Here is a 16,682-nt window from a genome sequence, read left to right on the forward strand (position 1 = left end):
CCCTCCCTTCCGTGTCCGCTCGGTCATCGCCGCCCCGCCTTCCCGCTCGCTGCCTGAGGCATTCGCCGCCTGAACATTCGTTCGCCGCTCGCCGACCGTACGGCATCCCCGTGTCCACGAAACCTTGGATATCGGGGTATCGAATCGAATAACAAAATGGTAACTATGCCTACCTTGCTACAGGTCATCGCGGGCGGTCCGGTCCACCATGTCCTGGACCGACCGCAGCGATCAGGAGGTTCCGCCGTGACGGCAGTGGAGAACGCGCTGGGCAAGCTCGATCTGGACACCAAGGCGCGGCTGCTCTCCGGCCAGGACATGTGGTCGCTGCCCGCCGTCCCCGAGATCGGGCTGCGGTCGCTGGTGATGTCGGACGGCCCGATCGGCGTGCGCGGGGTGCACTGGAGCGCCGACGACCCGTCCATCGCCCTGCCCAGCCCCACCGCCCTGGCCGCGACCTGGGACCCGGAACTCGCCCGCCGCGCGGGCCATCTGCTCGCCCAGGAGGCGCGCCGCAAGGGCGTGCACGTACTGCTGGCGCCGACGGTCAACCTGCACCGCTCGCCGCTGGGCGGCCGCCACTTCGAGGCGTACAGCGAGGACCCGTACCTCACCGGCGAGATCGGCACCGGCTATGTGACCGGTGTCCAGGAGGGCGGGGTCGGTACGACCGTCAAGCACTTCGTCGCCAACGACGCCGAGACCGAGCGCTTCACCGTCGACAACCGGATCGGCGCGCGGGCGCTGCGCGAGCTGTATCTCGCCCCCTTCGAAGCCATCGTCAAGAACGCCCGCCCCTGGGGCGTCATGGCCGCCTACAACAGCGTCAACGGCTCGACCATGACCGAGCACCGCGAGCTGCAGCGGGGGGTGCTGCGCGGCGAGTGGGGGTTCGACGGCTTCATCGTCTCCGACTGGCTGGCCGCCCGCGACACCGTACGGGACCTGCTCGGCGGGCTCGACGTCGCCATGCCGGGGCCGCGCACCGTCTACGGTGAGGCGCTGGCCGCCGCCGTACGGGCCGGGGAGGTCCCCGAGGCCGATGTGGACGAGGCGGTGCGCCGCGTGCTGACCCTCGCCGCCCGCGTCGGCGCCCTGGAGGGCCTGGACGGGGCGGACCCGGCCGTGGCCGCCGCCGACCGGCCGGAGGCTGTGGACGGCGAGGCGCTGGCCCGCGAGATCGCCCGGCGCTCCTTCGTCCTGCTGCGCAACGAACCCGCGACAGCCTTGCCAGGTCGCCCGGCCCTGCCGCTCGACCCCGCCCGCCTGACGAGCGTCGCACTGCTCGGCGCGGCGGCCCGCGACGCCCGGGTGCTCGGCGGCGGCTCCGCCCAGGTCTTCCCCGAGCGCGTCGTCTCGCCGCTGGAGGGGCTGCGCGCCGCCCTGCCCCCGGACGTCCTGACCTACGCCGTCGGCGCCGACCCCTCCGATGAACTCGCCCCGGCCGCCCAGGGGTTCGAGCTGAGCGCCACCGTGCGCGCCGAGGACGGCCGGACGCTGGGGGAGTCGCGGCTGCCGAACGGGGAGGTGCGCTGGCTCGGCGACTTCCCGGCGGGGGTGACGTACGAGGAGCTGCACACCGTCGAGATCACCGGCACCTTCACCCCGCGCGAGTCCGGCCGCCATACCTTCGGCACCCGGGGCCTCGGCAGATTCCGGCTGACCGTCGACGGCAAGGTGCTCTACGACGGGGTACAGGACATGGAGGACGCACGCGACCCCTTCGAGGCGTTCTTCGGCGAGCCCGAGCCGCGCGCGACCGCCGAGCTGACGGCGGACAAGCCCGTACGGATCAGCCTCACCTGTGTGGTCGTCAAGATCAAGGACGCGCCGCTGCAGGCCGTGTCCCTGAGCCTGATGCACCGCGCCCCCGAGCGCGACGCCGACGAGATGATCGAGGAGGCCGTGGCGGCCGCGGCGGCCGCCGAGGTCGCCGTGGTGGTGGTCGCCACCACCGAGCGCGTCGAGAGCGAGGGCTTCGACCGCTCCGACCTGCGGCTGCCGGGCCGTCAGGACGAGCTGGTACGGCGTGTGGCCGCGACCGGCACCCGCACCGTGGTGGTTGTCAACTCGGGCTCGCCGGTGGAGATGCCCTGGCGCGAGGATGTCGCCGCGGTGCTGCTGAGCTGGTTCCCGGGCCAGGACGCGGGCCTCGCGCTCGCGGACGTCCTGCTCGGCGCCGAGGAACCCGGCGGGCGGCTGCCCACCACCTGGCCGGCCCGGCTGGCGGACGCCCCGGTCACCGAGGTCCGCCCGACGGACGGCCGGCTCAGCTACGACGAGGGTGTGTTCATCGGCTACCGCGCCTGGGAGCGGCGCGCGGCACAGCGGCCGCAGGACGCCCCGGCCCCCGCGTACTGGTTCGGCCACGGCCTCGGGTACACCGAATGGGCCTACGAGTCGGCCGAGTTCACCCCGGCGGCGGAGCCGGACGGCGACGACCTGGGCACCCTCACCGTCGAGGTCCGCAACACCGGGGAGCGGGCGGGCCGGGAGGTGGTCCAGGTCTATCTCGAGGTGCCCGAGGGCGACGGCGAGGAGCGCCCGGTTCGCCGCCTCGCCGGGTTCGCCTCCGTGACCGCCGAGCCGGGCGGAAGCGCGCGGGCGGCCATCGCGCTGCCGCGCCGGGCCGCGGAGGTCTGGGACGAGTCCGCACACGCCTGGCGGCTGATCCCGGGCGCGTACGCCGCGCAGACGGGCCGCAGCCTGGCCGACCGCCGACTGTCCGTGCGGGTGGCGGTGGGCTGAGCCCCGCTACGGGGTGGTGATGCGGCGGTAGGCCATCTCGGCCAGCTGCTGCTGGCCCTCCTTGCTCGGGTGGAACCAGTCCCACTTGCTCAACTCATCAGTCGAGAACTGGTAGTTGTGCACCGCGTCGTCGTACCGGCACAGCGCGTCCTGTGAGCAGACGGACTTCAGCGCCGCGTTGTACTCGTCCACCCGGTCCTCCACCCGGCGGCGCCGCTCATCCGCCGCCGGGTCGGTGGCGTCGGCGTCCTTGAGCATCGACGGGCAGATCCCCAGCTTCCAGATCTGCCGCCCCAGCACGTTCTTGCGCCCCTCGGACCACAGCCGCTTCAGGTCCGGCACGCTGGCCACGTACACCTGCGTCTTGGGCAGGTCGTGGCGCAGCGTCTTGAGCGCGGCGCTGAAGTCGGTCCGGAAGTCGGTCGTCGTGGTCATGTCGTCGACCGAGGAGCGGCAGGCGTCATTGGCGCCGATCAGGACGGTCACCAGCTGGGGCTTCCGGGTGACCGCCGACTGGATCTGGCCGGACAGGTCGGCCATCACCGCGCCTGTCTTGGCGTAGTTCCAGCTGCGCGTGGCGGAGCGGGAGGCGGTGGGCAGCAGCCGGCGGGCGAGGCTGTTCACCTCCGTCCCGGTGGACCAGGACACCTCGGGGCAGTCGGACAGCACCGAGCAGGCGTCGAAGCCGCGGGTGATGGAGTCGCCGAGGGAGGCGATGGAGTCGGGCTTGGTGTTCCACAGGACGCTGGGCTTGGCGGCGGGGCGCTTGCCGCTGCGGGAGCCGTCCGGGTGTGAGGCGTCGTCGGTGCCGCCGAGGCAGCCGCCCGACGCCAGCACGGCGGCCGTGGTGAGCAGCGCCACAGTGGTGCGCGCCACAGTGGTGCGCGCGGCGGTGGTGCGGGTGGTCGTGGACGCGAACCGTGCCCCCGGAAATGTCCGGCGCCGGCGTGCTGTGCTGCCCCGCATGGCTGTTCCCCCTCCGACTCTTGGGTGATTCTGTCCAGGACCGACGGTACGTCACTCCTCCGGCTGCACCGCGCGGTAGCTTTTTCCCGTGCCAGTTGAGCTCCGCCCCTGGCGGGAGCGGGAGCGTTCCGGTACGGGCAAGTTACCTGGCGTCACATCGTGTCCGTTTTCAGAAGAATTCTGCCCGAAAAATTTCACTGCAGGTAACCTCGGGACTGGTGCGAGGGTGATCATTAGGGCAGAATGTCTAGTGCTGTCCCGGCCACCACCGGTACGGACACGAGGCCGCTGGGGAAGGCGTACCTCGAGAACCGCACAGGAGGCCCAGGTGACGACACGTGGAGTTCTGTACGTACACTCCGCTCCGCGCGCGCTGTGCCCGCACGTCGAATGGGCCATCGCGGGCGTACTCGGCGTGCGCGTCACCCTCGACTGGATCAAACAGCCCGCCGCGTCCGGCACTTGGCGCGCCGAGTTCTCCTGGCAGGGCGAGGTCGGCACCGCCTCCAAACTGGCCTCCGCGCTCCGCGGCTGGCATCTGCTGCGCTTCGAGGTGACCGCGGAGCCGTGCGCCACCGCCGAGGGCGAGCGCTACAGCTCCACCCCCGACCTCGGCATCTTCCACGCCGTCACCGGAATGCACGGCGACATCCTGATCCCCGAGGACCGGCTGCGCGCCGCGCTCGCGCGTGCGGCGCGCGGGGAGAGCGATCTGCAGGCCGAGGTCGCCAAGCTGCTCGGCCAGCCCTGGGACGACGAGCTGGAACCTTTCCGCTACGCGGGGGAGGGCGCCCCCGTCCGCTGGCTCCACCAGGTGGTCTGAGTCCGGCAGCCGGGTCCGGATTTGACCTGGAGCTCGATCCAAGACCTAGCGTTCCGGTATGACCGAAAACCTCCCCACCCCCCGTCCCGCACGATCCGTCGCGGTCCTCGGCACCGGCATTATGGGCTTCCCGATGGCCCGTAACCTCGCCGGCGCCGGACTCGAGGTCCGCGCCTGGAACCGCACCCGCGCCAAGGCCGAGCCGCTGACCGCCCACGGAGTGCGCGTCACCGACACCCCCGCCGAGGCCGTGGACGGCGCCGACGCCGTTCTGACGATGCTGTACGACGGGCCCGCCGCCCTCGACGCGATGCGGCAGGCCGCCCCCGCGCTGCGCCCCGGCACGGTGTGGGCCCAGTCCACCACCGCCGGTCTCGGCGCGCTGGACGCCCTCGCCGCGTTCGCCCGGGAGAGCGGGCTGGTCTTCGTCGACGCCCCCGTCCTGGGCACCAAAGCGCCCGCCGAGAGTGGACAGCTGCTGGTGCTCGCCGCGGGCCCGGAGCCGGCCCGTACGGTCCTGGCCCCCGTCTTCGACGGGGTCGGTGGCCGGACCCTGTGGGTGGGCGAACGCGGCGAGGAGGGCGCGGCCACCCGGCTCAAGCTGGTGGCCAACAGCTGGGTGCTGGCTGTGACCAACGGCACTGCCGAGGCCCTGGCCCTCGCCAAGGGGCTCGGCGTGGACCCGCACGCCTTCCTGGACTCCGTCGCGGGCGGGCCGCTGGACATGGGCTATCTGAAGGCCAAGGCGGAACTCCTGCTCAGCGGCCGCCTGGAGGCCAGCTTCGCGACCAGGACCGCCGAGAAGGACGCCCGGCTGATCGTCGAGGCGGGCGAGCGCGCGGGGGTGCGCCTCGATGTGGCGGCCGCGGGTGCGGAGCGGTTCCGGCGGGCCACCGAACAGGGGCACGGCGACGAGGACATGGTGGCCTCGTACTTCGCCAGCTTCGACGAAGGCTGAGCCGGACCGGGCGCCCGGTGTCCGGGCATGCGCAAGGCCCGTACGGCCACTCACCGAAGAGTGGCCGTACGGGCCTTGGCGTCGCAGGGGGTTTCAGACCGTACGGAAGGCCAGCACCACGTTGTGGCCGCCGAAGCCGAACGAGTCGTTCAGCGCCGCGATGGTGCCCGCGGGCAGGGGGCGCGGCTTGTCGCGCACGATGTCCCCGTCCGCCTCCGGGTCGAGGCTGTCGAGGTTGATGGTCGGCGGGGCCAGCCGGTGGTGCAGGGCCAGCACCGTGGCGACGGTCTCCACGCCGCCCGCGCCGCCGAGCAGATGGCCGGTCATCGACTTGGTGGCGGAGATCGCCATGTGGTCGACGTCGTGGCCGAAGACCTTGCGCAGCGCCTTGAGCTCCGCCACATCGCCCTGCGGGGTCGAGGTCGCATGCGCGTTGACATGCGCGATCTCGGCCGGCTTGAGCTCGGTGGCGTCGACCAGGTTCTGCAGCGCCTGCGCGATGCCGTTGCCGGACGGCTCCGGCTGGGTGATGTGGTGCGCGTCGGCGGAGATGCCCTGCCCGATGGCCTCGGCGTAGACCCGCGCGCCGCGCCGGGCGGCGTGGTCGGCCGACTCCAGGACGACGGCGCCCGCGCCCTCGCCCATCACAAAACCGTTGCGGGCGGTGTCGAACGGACGCGAGGCGCCCTGCGGGTCCTCGTTGTTCTTCGACATCGCCATCATGTTGCCGAAGGCCACGATGGGCAGCGGGTGGATGGACGCCTCGGTGCCGCCCGCGACGACCACATCGGCGCGGCCGGTGCGGATCATCTCGATGGCGTAGCCGATGGCCTCCGCGCCCGACGCGCACGCGCTGACCGGGGTGTGGACACCGGCGCGGGCGCCGACCTCCAGGCCGACGTTGGCCGCCGGGCCGTTGGGCATCAGCATCGGCACGGTGTGCGGGGACACCTTGCGGACGCCCTTCTCGCGCAACACGTCGTACTGGTCGAGGAGGGTGGTCACGCCGCCGATGCCGGAGGCCACCACCGCGCCGAGCCGGTCGGGGTCGACCGTCGGGTCCTCGCCCGCCTTGGCGGTGAAACCGGCGTCCGCCCAGGCCTCACGGGCCGCGATCAGCGCGAACTGCGCCGAGCGGTCGAGCTTACGGGCGTGCGGCCGCGGGATGACGGTGCCCGGCTCCACCGCGATACGCGCGGCGATACGGACCGGCAGGTCGGCCGCCCAGTCCTCCTCGAGGAGGCGGACGCCGGACCGCCCGGCGAGCAGTGCCTCCCAGGTGGAAGCGGCGTCGCCACCCAGCGGCGTCGTGGCACCAACACCGGTGACGACCACGGTGCGATTGGTCGAACTCACAGGATTTCCTACTTTACGTGGAGAGAAGGTGCTGGACCTGCCACCGCTCGGGTGGCGACAGCGCCCGGGCTCAGGCCTGGTGCTTGAGGATGTAGTCGGCGGCGTCGCCGACGGTCTTGAGGTTCTTGACGTCGTCGTCCGGGATCTTGACGTCGAAGCGCTCTTCGGCGGCGACGACGACCTCGACCATGGACAGCGAGTCGACGTCCAGGTCGTCCGTGAAGGACTTCTCCAGCAGGACGTCCTCGGTCGGGATACCGGCGATCTCGTTGACGATCTCGGCGAGACCTTCGACGATCTCTTCCTGAGTGGCGGCCATTGCGGCGCTCCTTCTTCGGGTGATTGCGGTGAGTGCGCAGCGTCCGACCTTTTCGGGGCTGCGTGGGGATCTTGACTAAGGGAGGGTAACGACCGTCGCTGCGTACACGAGACCCGCCCCGAAGCCGATGACGAGCGCGGTGTCGCCGCTCTTCGCCTGCCCGGTCGCCAACAGCCGCTCCATGGCGAGCGGAATGGAGGCGGCCGAGGTGTTGCCGGTGGTCTCCACGTCACGGGCGACCATGACATGCTCCGGCAGCTCAAGGGTTTTGACCATCGAGTCGATGATCCGCATGTTGGCCTGGTGGGGGATGAAGACGTCGAGGTCCTGCGGGCTGACCCCGGCGTCGTCGAGGGCCTGCTTGGCTACCTTGGCCATCTCGAAGACCGCCCAGCGGAAGACCGCCTGGCCCTCCTGGGTGATCGCGGGAAAGCGTACCTCAGCGGCCTTCTCGTCGCGGTACACGTCCCACGGCAGCGTCTGCATGATGGTCTCGGACTTGTCGCCCTCCGAGCCCCAGACGGTCGGGCCCATCGCGGGCTCGTTGGACGGGCCGACGACCACGGCGCCCGCGCCGTCGCCGAACAGGAAGGCCGTCGCGCGGTCCTCCAGATCGGTCAGGTCCGAAAGCCGCTCCACGCCGATGACCAGGACGTACTCCGCGGTGCCATCGGTGACCATGCCCTTGGCGAGCGTCAGCCCGTAGCCGAAGCCCGCACAGCCCGCCGAGATGTCGAACGCGGCCGGCTTGCCCGTGCCCAGCAGATGGGCGATCTCGGTCGCCACCGCGGGGGTCTGCTTGAAGTGCGAGACGGTCGCGACGACCACGCCACCGATCTGCTCCGGTGTCAGGCCCGCCGCGGCGATGGCCTTTCCGCCCGCCTCGACGGACATCGTGGCCACCGTCTCGTCCGGCCCGGCCCAGTGCCGCGTGGCGATCCCCGAGCGGCTGCGGATCCACTCGTCGGAGGAGTCGATGTGCTTGAGGATCTCCTCGTTGGGCACCACACGGTGCGGACGGTAGCCGCCGACACCGAGAATGCGCGCGTACGGTGCGCCCTTGCTGGGCTTGATCTTCGCGGTCATGCTCTGGGAGCTCCTATTCGGCCGGGGTGGCGGCGACCGGAACAGCGTGCTCGGCGATCAGCGCACGGGCCGCCTCGAGGTCGTCGGGAGTCTTGAGGGCCAGCGTCTTGACGCCCGGCAGGGCGCGCTTGGCGATGCCGACGAGTGTGCCGCCCGGCGCCACCTCGATGATCGCGGTGGCACCCAGCTGCTGGAAGGTCTCCATGCACAGGTCCCAGCGGACCGGGTTGGACACCTGGGCGACCAGCCGCTGGGCGACCTCGGAGCCGGAGGTGACGACCTGTCCGTCCCGGTTGGAGACGTAGGGAAGACGCGGATCGGCGACGGGGGCGCCCTCCATCAGCGTCTGGAGCGCCGAGACCGCCGGGGCCATGTGGTCGGTGTGGAACGCGCCCGCCACCTTGAGCGGTACGACGCGGCGCACCCCCTCCGGCTTGTCCTCGGCCAGCGCGGCCAGCTGCTCGGCGGTGCCGGCCGCCACGATCTGGCCGGCGCCGTTCACATTCGCCGGGGTCAGCCCGAGCTTGGTCAGATGGGCGACGACGTCGTCCTGCTCGCCGCCGAGCACCGCGGCCATACCGGTCTCGGCCTGCGCGGCGGCCTCCGCCATCGCGAGCCCACGGCGGCGGACCAGCACCATGGCGGCCTCGTCGGTCAGCACACCGGCGACCGCGGCCGCCGTGATCTCGCCGACGCTGTGCCCGGCGCTCGCGCCGAGCCCATCCCGGTGGCTCTCAGCGCCCTCGGAGAACAGGGCGTGGGCGGAGGCGAGCCCCGCGGCCACCAGCAGCGGCTGGGCGACGGCGGTGTCCCGGATCTCCTCCTCGTCGGCCTTGGTGCCGTAGTGGATCAGATCAAGGCCGGATACGGCGGACCACCACGTCAGCCGTTCGGTGACGCCGGGGAGGTCGAGCCAGGGGGTCAGGAAGCCGGGCTTCTGGGCGCCCTGGCCGGGAGCGACGAGTACGAGCACCCTCACACTCTCTCTTGTGGTCGGTCTCGACCGCCCGTGAGGACAAGGACGAAGAACCGTTAGGGGAATTGTTGGACTCCGACAAAGACCTAGACCTGGGGGTCCGCGTCGGCCAGACGCCCCAGGATCAGGGCTATGCGCAGAGTAAACGCCGACCGCACGTCGGAGGGCGACCATCCGGTGACGTCGGTCACACGTCGTAGCCGGTAGCGCACGGTGTTCGGGTGAACGAAGAGCATGCGTGCCGCGCCTTCCAGACTGCTTGCCTGCTCCAGATATACGCTGAGAGTTTCCAGCAGGGCAGACCCCGCCTCCTCCAGCGGTCTGTAGATCTCCTCCACCAATTGGTCACGCGCCGCCGGGTCCGAGGCCATCGCACGCTCCGGCAGCAGATCGTCCGCGAGCACCGGCCGCGGCGCGTCCGGCCAGGCGGTGCACGCCTTGAGCCCGGCCGCCGAGGCCGCCGCGGACTTGGTCGCGGCCAGCAGATCGGAGACCACCGGGCCCGCCACCACCGGACCCGCCGCGAACGGCCCGATCAGCGCCTTTGCCGCCTGGAGCGGATTGTCCGAGCCGCCCGCGACCACCACCAGGCGGTCGCCGAGGACACCCGTGAGCACCTGCAGCTTGGCGTGGCGGGCGGCGCGCCGGATCGCCTCCACGGTCAGCTCGCTGTCCCCGTCGGGCGCGGTGCCCAGCACCACGCACACATGCTCCGGGGCATTCCAGCCCAGGGCGGCGGCGCGGGACAGCGCCCCCTCGTCCGCCTCCCCCGACAGCACGGCGTTGACCACCAGCGACTCGAGCCGGGCGTCCCACGCACCCCGGGCCTCGGCCGCCTGCGCGTACACCTGCGCGGTGGCGAAGGCGATCTCCCGCGCGTACACCAGCAGCGCCTCGCGCAGCACCGACTCGTCGCCGGGGGCCGCCACCTCGTCGATCGCGGACTCCATGACCTCGATCGTGGTGCGGACCATCTCGACGGTCTGCCGCAGCGTGATCGCCCGGGTCAGCTCGCGCGGCGCGGTGCCGAAGACATCGGTACTGATGGCCTGCGGGGCCTCCGGGTGCCGGAACCACTCGGTGAACGCCGCGATGCCCGCCTGGGCGACCAGCCCGATCCAGGACCGGTTCTCCGGCGGCATGGCGCGGTACCACGGCAGCTGCTCGTCCATGCGGGCGATGGCGCTCGCTGCGAGCTTCCCGGAGGACTTCTCCAGGCGGCGCAGGGTGGCGCTGTGCGGATGAGGGCTGTTCGCGGCTGGTTCTGGCACGAGGACAAGACTGCCTTATCGGATGACGCGGGTGGGGGCGTGGGTACTGTGGGCCGGGTGATGTGGGTACAGCGCGCCGGAGAACGGTACCGGGGTGGAGACGGGGCGGGCATCGAGACGCGCCACGCCTTTTCCTTTTCTGGGTATTACGACCCGGAAAATGTGCGATTTGGGTCACTCATGGCCTGCAACGAGGAACGGCTGGCGCCGGGCGCGGGCTTCGCCGAGCATCCGCACCGCGATGTGGAAATCGTCACCTGGGTGGTCGAGGGCGAGCTCACCCACGAGGACTCCACCGGAGGCCGCACCGTAGTGCGCCCCGGCGATGTGCAGCGGCTCAGCGCGGGCGGCGGGGTGCGGCACAGCGAGCGCAACGAGGGCCGCGAGCCGCTGACCTTCGTCCAGCTGTGGCTGACCCCGGCCCCCGGCTTCACCTCGGCGGACGCGGGCGCCGAGCCCGGGTACGAGGTGGTGCGCGGCCTGGCCGACTCCGCGCCGTACGTCCTGGAGCGGGCGGACGCCATGCTCGCCGTATGGCGGCCGGCCGCGGGGGAGCGCATCGAGCTGCCGGCCGCGCCCTGGGTGTACGTACATGTGGTGCGGGGGGAGATACGTCTCGCCGAGCAGACCCTGACGGCGGGGGACGCGGCGCGGATCACCGACGGGCGGGGGCTTTCGGCCCATGCCCCGAGCGGGGCGGAGCTGCTGGTGTGGGCGATGCGCGCGGAGCCGTCGTACGGCTGAGGGCGGGCGGGTCGTACGTCGTTCAGGCGCGCAGCTCGGCGAGGACCGCGTCGGTCAGCGCGGGCCAGACCTCGATCGCCCAGGGGCCGAAGGCGCGGTCAGTCAGCGCCACACAGGCCGCCCGCGCCTCCGGGTCCACCCACAGGAACGTACCGGACTGCCCGAAATGCCCGAAGGTGCGGGGTGAGGACGCGGCACCCGTCCAGTGCGGCGACTTGCCGTCGCGTATCTCGAAGCCGAGCCCCCAGTCGTTGGGCCGCTGGTGCCCGTAGCCGGGCAGCACCCCGCCCAGACCGGGGAAGGCGACGGAGGTGGCCGCCGCCAGCGTCTCGGCGGCCAGCAGCCGCGGGGCCTGCAGCTCGGCCGCGAAGCGGACCAGGTCGGCGACGGTGGAGACACCGTCCTTGGCGGGGGAGCCGGGCAGATCGGTCGAGACCATTCCCAGCGGCTCCAGCACCGCCTGGCGCAGATACTCGGCGAACGGTATGTCCGTGGCCTTGGCGATGTGATCGCCCAGCACCTCGAACCCCGCGTTGGAGTACAGCCGGCGGGTGCCGGGCGCGGCGGCCGGGCGGTGCTCGTCGAAGGCGAGCCCGGAGGCGTGGGCGAGCAGCTGGCGGACCGTGGCGCCCTCGGGCCCGGCCGGCTCGTCCAACTCGACCGCGCCCTCCTCGACGGCGACCAGCGCGGCGTACGCGGCGAGCGGCTTGGTGACCGAGGCGAGGGGGAATCGGTGGTCGGCCGGACCGTATGATCCGGCCACCGTGCCGTCCGCGCGCACGACGGCGGCGGCCGCCGTGGGGACGGGCCAGTTCTCGATCAACCGCAGGCTCTCCATGGTGCAGAGCGTAGTGCCGGGTGCCGTGTGCACTCATCGGGCCCAAGATTTCGCCAAAACTCCGCTTGCTTGGAGTGCACTCCAAGTCAATAGCGTTGAGGGCGGTGTGAGGGCTTACGGATCAACGACCGGATCAACGACCGGATCTACGACTGCGAGAGGGCGGCGAGGCAGCATGACCGTGTTGGAGAGCGCGCCGGTGAAGGTGCAGACATGCGCGGGGGCGTCCACCCACCCCCGGCCCACCGGACAGGACCGCTACACGATCAGCGAGGTCGTCGCCCACACCGGGCTGTCGGCGCACACCCTGCGCTGGTACGAGCGGATAGGGCTGATGCCGCATGTGGACCGCACCCACACCGGCCAGCGCCGCTTCACCAACAAGGACCTCGACTGGCTCTCCCTCGTCGGCAAGCTCCGGCTGACCGGGATGCCGGTCGCGGACATGGTCCGCTACGCCGAGCTGGTGCGCGAGGGGGAGCACACCTTCAGCGAGCGCGAGGAGCTGCTGACCGCGCACCGGGAGAGCGTGCGGCAGCGGATCGCCGAGCTTCAGGACACCCTGCAGGTCCTCGACTTCAAGATCGATATCTACGCCGGTGGCCGCCGGGTGACGGAGCGGGCCTGAAAGCCATATGAGCAACGCTGGCAGTGAGCAGCTGGACACCGTCGCGCTGGGCACTGGCAGTGCCGCCCTGCAGATGGCGATCGCGACCCGAGGCGGCTAGGTCGACGGCGTCATTTACCACACGGACCGCGGCAGCAAATGCGCATCCGAGGCGCTCCAGCAGTTGTGCGGCCGCTGGGGTGTGGTGCAGTCGATGGGGCGCGTCGGATCGGCCCTGGACAACGCCGCGGCGGAGTCGTTCCACTCGGTCCTCAAGGTCGAGTACATCCACCGGCACAGCTTCGCTACCCGCACCGAGGACCGGCTGAAGACCGCGACGTGGATCACGGAATTCTACCGATGATCTTGGCTAGTGCCCCCGCTTTCGGGCGGGGGTGTAGGCCATCTCGAGTCTGCTCTGACCTCAGCTTGAGGCACGGAGCCGCACTATTGTTCTCAGCCATGGTCATGCGGGGCGCTGCTGGTTCTCGATGTACTGGCGTACGACGGTCAGCGGTGCCCCGCCGCAGCTTCCGGCGAAGTACGAACGGGACCAGAAACCGGCCGCGCGTGATGGCCCGGTTCACCTGGTCGGTGAACTCCTGCCGCAGGCGGCGGGAACTGACGCCCTTGAGTGAGTTGACGAGCTTGGAAAGTGCGACCTTCGGGGGATAGTGCACCAGCAGGTGCACGTAGGTCGCGTTCACCGTTGAACTCTTTCAGCTCTGCTTCGAAGTCGCCGTAGACGTCCCGCATGATCTCTTCGCAGCGTTCCAGCCTCTCGGGCGTGAACACTCCGCGCCGGTACTTGGTGACAAACACCAAGTGGACGTGGAGGTTGTAGACGACGTGCGCTGAGCGTCTGATTTCAGGTTCTGGTTCCCATCGGGGCGAAATGCGCCAATTGTAGTAAGCTCGCAGTAGCAGCCAACGAACGGGTTCGGGAGGGAAGTTGAGGCGTCAGCGCGGCCACAAGGCCCGGCTTTTCCTCACTCCCGCCCAGGCGCTGGCCGCTGAGGGCCAGGGCCACGCGGCCCGCGCCATGTGGAACCTCGTGCACGACTGGTGGACGATGCTCCCCAAGGAGCGCCGGAACCTGGCCGCCGCAGACGCGGCGATCCGCCAGGGGCGTAAAGATCTTCCCTGGCGCGGTGTTCTCCCGGCTCAGGCGGCTCAGGCCGTGCTGAAGACGTATTTCCAGGCGTGGAAGAACTGCTGGGACGGCCGCGCTGACGCCCCGAACTTCAAGGGCCGCTTCCGGTCCCGCATGGCCATCGACATCCCCCAGGGCCGCGACCTTCAGATCGTGCGTCTGAACCGCCGGTGGGGTCGCATGTGGGCGCCGAAGATCGGGCACGTCCTGTTCCGCTGGACCAAGGATCTTCCGGTCGGCAAGCACGCCGACAAGGAGAACCGGGTCACCGGGGCCCGGCTCGTGAAGGAAGCCGACGGCTGGCATGTCGTCTTCCGCGTCCAGAGTGAAGTACCCGAACCGGCCCCGCACACCGGGCCGACGGTCGGCATCGACCGGGGCATCACACGCCCCCTCGCCCTGTCCGACGGCACCTTCCGTGACCACGCCCCCTGGCTCACCAGCGCAGAAGCCGAACGGCTCCGCCGACTGGAGAAGACGAGGGAACGCAAGTGCCGCGCCCGCAAGCCCGGCGAACCCAACTCCAGGCGTCTGACCCGCACGTACGACCAGATCGCCCAGCTCCGCGCAACAGCCAAGCGCAGGGCCGTCGACTGGCAGCACAAGACCACCACCGAGATCTCCAGGACGTTCTCGCGCATCGGGGTGGAAGACCTGGCCATCACCAACATGGTGAAGTCCGCGAAGGGAAGCGTGGAGCAGCCCGGCAGGAACGTCCGCCAGAAAGCCGGGCTCAACCGTGCCATTGCCGGGGAAGCGTGGGGCAGGACCGTGACCATGCTGGAATACAAGACCGCTGACCGTGGCGGCAGCGTAGTCAAGGTCCCCGCACCGAACACTTCAAGGCGCTGCTCCGCCTGCGGGTTCGTCACATCCGGCAGCCGGGAGACCCAGGCGCGTTTCGTGTGCAAGGCGGATGGCTGCGGGTTCGAGGCCAATGCGGACACCAACGCAGGACGCAACATCGATCACGCCGCCGGGCAGGCGGTGTCAGGACGTGGAGACTTCGGGGTTACCCGGTCGAAGAAGCGTCAACCACTCACTCAGCCGCACGTGGCCTGAGATGGGATTCCGCCCCGTTCACGGGGCGGAGGATGTCAAGCTGTAAGCCGCCATGTCGTCGTCGTCCCAGTCCCAGCCGCCACAAGCCCAGACGCCGCCCGCCCCAGGGGCATCGGGCGCGTCATCAGGGGCGTCCGCCGCCGTGCCGTCCGCCGCCGTGCCGTCCGCCGCGCACGAGAGCCTGCTGTCGGCCACCCGGCGGCACACCACATCCCTCGCACGGGCGCTCGTGACGCCCACATACCCCGCGACCCCGCTGCTCGCCAGGTCTTCCAGGCGCTGGCTGCGGCGGCTGCCGTACGCGGTCGCGGGCCTGCTCACCATCATCCTGCTCCCCGTCACCGCGCAGCTCCTCACCAACGACTACGGCCTGAACGGCGGTCTGGCCACCATGCTGGCCGCCGCCCAGACCGGACCGCTGCTGCTGGCCGTCACCCGCCCGCTGCCCGCCTGGTGGATCGCCTTCATCGCCGACACCGTCGGCGCGCTGGCGGTGTTGGGCTACGCCGACCTCCCCGAGCGCAGCTGGCCGTGGCAGCCGCCCAACATCATCGGCTGTCTCTTCCTCCTCCTCTTCCTCGCGCTGCGCGAGCCCCGCCGCACCCTGGTCGCGGTCTGGCTGGTCACCGGCGGCGTGGGCGTGGTCCTGGGGATACCCGGCGCCAGGTACAGCGACGGCACCAATGTGCTGATGTTCGTGCTCGGCGGTGTGGTGCTGCTGGTCGGCGGCGCGCTGCGGGAGCGCGGGGACGCGCAGCGGCGGCTGGCCGAGCAGGAGACGATCAGCGAGGCCGAGCGGGCCCGCCGCACCCTGCTGGAGGAGCGCGCCCGGATCGCCCGCGAGCTGCATGACGTGGTCGCGCACCATATGTCGGTGATCACCGTGCAGGCGGACAGCGCCCCGTACCGGATCGGCGGCCTCCCGCCCGAGGCGGAGCGGGAGTTCGGCACCATCGCGGCCACCGCCCGCGAGTCCCTTGCCGAGATGCGGCGGCTGCTGGGCGTGTTGCGCAGCGAGGACGCGCGCGGGGAGCGCGCGCCGCAGCCCGGACTTGACCGGGTGCCGCAGCTGGTCGAGGCGACCGTACGGGCCGGGATACCCACCACGCTGTCGATCGCGAAGGACGTGGCCGCGCTCGGAACGCTGCCGCAGGCGGTGGACCTGTCGGCGTACCGGATCGTGCAGGAGGCGCTGGCCAATGTGGTGCGGCACGCTCCGGGCGCCCCGACGAACGTGTCGATCCTGACCTCCGCGGACCGTACCGGGCTGACCGTGCTGGTCGTCAACGGCCCGCCGAGCGGTACGCCGGGACCGCCCCTGGAGACCACCGGCACCGGCCATGGCCTGATCGGCATGCGTGAACGGGTCCGACTCGTCGGCGGCACCCTGGACACCGGCCCGCTGCCCGAGGGCGGCTTCCGCCTCGCGGCCCGGCTCCCGCTCGTCGAGGTGGCAGAGTCCACCAACAACACGGACGACAGCCCAGCGGGCGACGGCCCAGCAGGCAACGGCCCAGCGGGCAACGGCCCAGAGCACGACGGCCCGGCACACGCAGAAAGCACAGACGGCGCGGAAAGGTACCCTCTCGCCCCATGACCATCCGGGTGATCATCGTCGACGACCAGGCCATGGTGCGCGCGGGCTTCGCCGCGCTGCTCGCCGCGCAGAGCGACATCGACGTGGTCGGCGAGGCCCCCGACGGGAGGCAGGCGGTGGACGTCAGCCGCGGCACCCACCCGGACGTCGTGCTCATGGACGTCCGGATGCCCGAGAT

16 protein-coding genes and 1 pseudogene are annotated in these 16,682 nt (G+C 71.1%); 9 read left to right on the forward strand and 8 right to left on the reverse strand.

Features of this window, described 5'->3' with window-relative positions; genetic code table 11:
* The first annotated feature begins 255 nt into the window (after positions 1–255).
* Positions 256–2,748, forward strand: a complete 2,493-nt coding sequence (locus CCN51_RS34450; protein ID WP_211303276.1) for a glycoside hydrolase family 3 protein — start codon at positions 256–258, stop codon at positions 2,746–2,748.
* A 6-nt stretch (positions 2,749–2,754) separates the two neighbouring features.
* On the opposite strand, the gene CCN51_RS34455 is transcribed toward CCN51_RS34450, so the two are convergent.
* Entirely contained in the window at positions 2,755–3,714 is a 960-nt protein-coding gene (locus CCN51_RS34455; protein WP_014180018.1) for an SGNH/GDSL hydrolase family protein, read from the reverse strand.
* A 328-nt stretch (positions 3,715–4,042) separates the two neighbouring features.
* On the opposite strand from CCN51_RS34455, the gene CCN51_RS34460 reads away from it, so the two are divergent.
* Both CCN51_RS34460 and CCN51_RS34465 read left to right on the forward strand, forming a co-directional pair.
* Positions 4,043–4,537, forward strand: coding sequence for a DUF3145 domain-containing protein (locus tag CCN51_RS34460; protein ID WP_014180019.1), 495 nt, complete (start codon positions 4,043–4,045; stop codon positions 4,535–4,537).
* A 58-nt stretch (positions 4,538–4,595) separates the two neighbouring features.
* Entirely contained in the window at positions 4,596–5,495 is a 900-nt protein-coding gene (locus CCN51_RS34465; RefSeq protein WP_014180020.1) for an NAD(P)-dependent oxidoreductase, read from the forward strand.
* 93 nt (positions 5,496–5,588) lie between these two features.
* Here the strand turns inward: CCN51_RS34465 and CCN51_RS34470 are convergent, their stop codons facing one another.
* The 5 genes from CCN51_RS34470 to CCN51_RS34490 all read right to left on the reverse strand — a co-directional run bounded on the left by CCN51_RS34470 (position 5,589) and on the right by CCN51_RS34490 (position 10,503).
* Complete coding sequence (locus CCN51_RS34470) at positions 5,589–6,851, reverse strand: beta-ketoacyl-[acyl-carrier-protein] synthase family protein (RefSeq protein ID WP_014180021.1); 1,263 nt, start codon at positions 6,849–6,851, stop codon at positions 5,589–5,591.
* A 70-nt stretch (positions 6,852–6,921) separates the two neighbouring features.
* On the reverse strand, positions 6,922–7,170 hold the full coding sequence (locus CCN51_RS34475; protein WP_014180022.1) for an acyl carrier protein: 249 nt from the start codon (positions 7,168–7,170) through the stop codon (positions 6,922–6,924).
* A 75-nt stretch (positions 7,171–7,245) separates the two neighbouring features.
* Positions 7,246–8,256, reverse strand: coding sequence for a ketoacyl-ACP synthase III (locus tag CCN51_RS34480; protein WP_014180023.1), 1,011 nt, complete (start codon positions 8,254–8,256; stop codon positions 7,246–7,248).
* Positions 8,257–8,269: 13 nt separating this feature from the next.
* On the reverse strand, positions 8,270–9,229 hold the full coding sequence (locus CCN51_RS34485) for an ACP S-malonyltransferase (protein ID WP_014180024.1): 960 nt from the start codon (positions 9,227–9,229) through the stop codon (positions 8,270–8,272).
* Between the two features lie 89 nt (positions 9,230–9,318).
* The gene (locus tag CCN51_RS34490) at positions 9,319–10,503 is read right to left on the reverse strand and encodes a PucR family transcriptional regulator (RefSeq protein WP_014180025.1); all 1,185 of its coding nucleotides are present in this window, start codon (positions 10,501–10,503) and stop codon (positions 9,319–9,321) included.
* Positions 10,504–10,563: 60 nt separating this feature from the next.
* Between CCN51_RS34490 and CCN51_RS34495 the strand changes: the two genes are divergently transcribed.
* Positions 10,564–11,247, forward strand: a complete 684-nt coding sequence (locus CCN51_RS34495) for a pirin family protein (RefSeq protein ID WP_043487693.1) — start codon at positions 10,564–10,566, stop codon at positions 11,245–11,247.
* A gap of 22 nt (positions 11,248–11,269) precedes the next feature.
* Here the strand turns inward: CCN51_RS34495 and CCN51_RS34500 are convergent, their stop codons facing one another.
* Positions 11,270–12,085, reverse strand: coding sequence for a serine hydrolase domain-containing protein (locus tag CCN51_RS34500; protein WP_043487694.1), 816 nt, complete (start codon positions 12,083–12,085; stop codon positions 11,270–11,272).
* 175 nt (positions 12,086–12,260) lie between these two features.
* Between CCN51_RS34500 and CCN51_RS34505 the strand changes: the two genes are divergently transcribed.
* Together CCN51_RS34505 and CCN51_RS58175 are read left to right on the forward strand one after the other, a co-directional pair.
* Positions 12,261–12,713, forward strand: coding sequence for a MerR family transcriptional regulator (locus CCN51_RS34505; RefSeq protein WP_043487695.1), 453 nt, complete (start codon positions 12,261–12,263; stop codon positions 12,711–12,713).
* A 184-nt stretch (positions 12,714–12,897) separates the two neighbouring features.
* Positions 12,898–13,056: an integrase core domain-containing protein gene (locus CCN51_RS58175; RefSeq protein WP_264349587.1), complete on the forward strand. Its 159-nt coding sequence runs from the start codon at positions 12,898–12,900 to the stop codon at positions 13,054–13,056.
* Between the two features lie 102 nt (positions 13,057–13,158).
* Here CCN51_RS58175 and tnpA read toward each other — a convergent pair.
* Positions 13,159–13,589 (reverse strand): annotated as a pseudogene (gene tnpA, locus CCN51_RS34515) (IS200/IS605 family transposase).
* Positions 13,590–13,644: 55 nt separating this feature from the next.
* On the opposite strand from tnpA, the gene CCN51_RS58180 reads away from it, so the two are divergent.
* The 3 genes from CCN51_RS58180 to CCN51_RS34530 form a co-directional block, all read left to right on the forward strand.
* Complete coding sequence (locus CCN51_RS58180) at positions 13,645–14,907, forward strand: RNA-guided endonuclease InsQ/TnpB family protein (RefSeq protein WP_014180033.1); 1,263 nt, start codon at positions 13,645–13,647, stop codon at positions 14,905–14,907.
* 142 nt (positions 14,908–15,049) lie between these two features.
* A complete protein-coding gene (locus CCN51_RS34525) occupies positions 15,050–16,504 on the forward strand; it encodes a sensor histidine kinase (RefSeq protein WP_014180034.1) in 1,455 nt (484 codons plus the stop codon).
* Positions 16,501–16,682 (forward strand): response regulator transcription factor (locus CCN51_RS34530; RefSeq protein WP_143675977.1); only part of this gene is annotated, 182 nt, incomplete at its 3' end. The genes CCN51_RS34525 and CCN51_RS34530, both read left to right, overlap by 4 nt.

The sequence above is a fragment of the Streptomyces milbemycinicus genome, from assembly GCF_002154605.1.
Taxonomy (GTDB): Bacteria; Actinomycetota; Actinomycetes; order Streptomycetales; family Streptomycetaceae; genus Streptomyces; species Streptomyces milbemycinicus.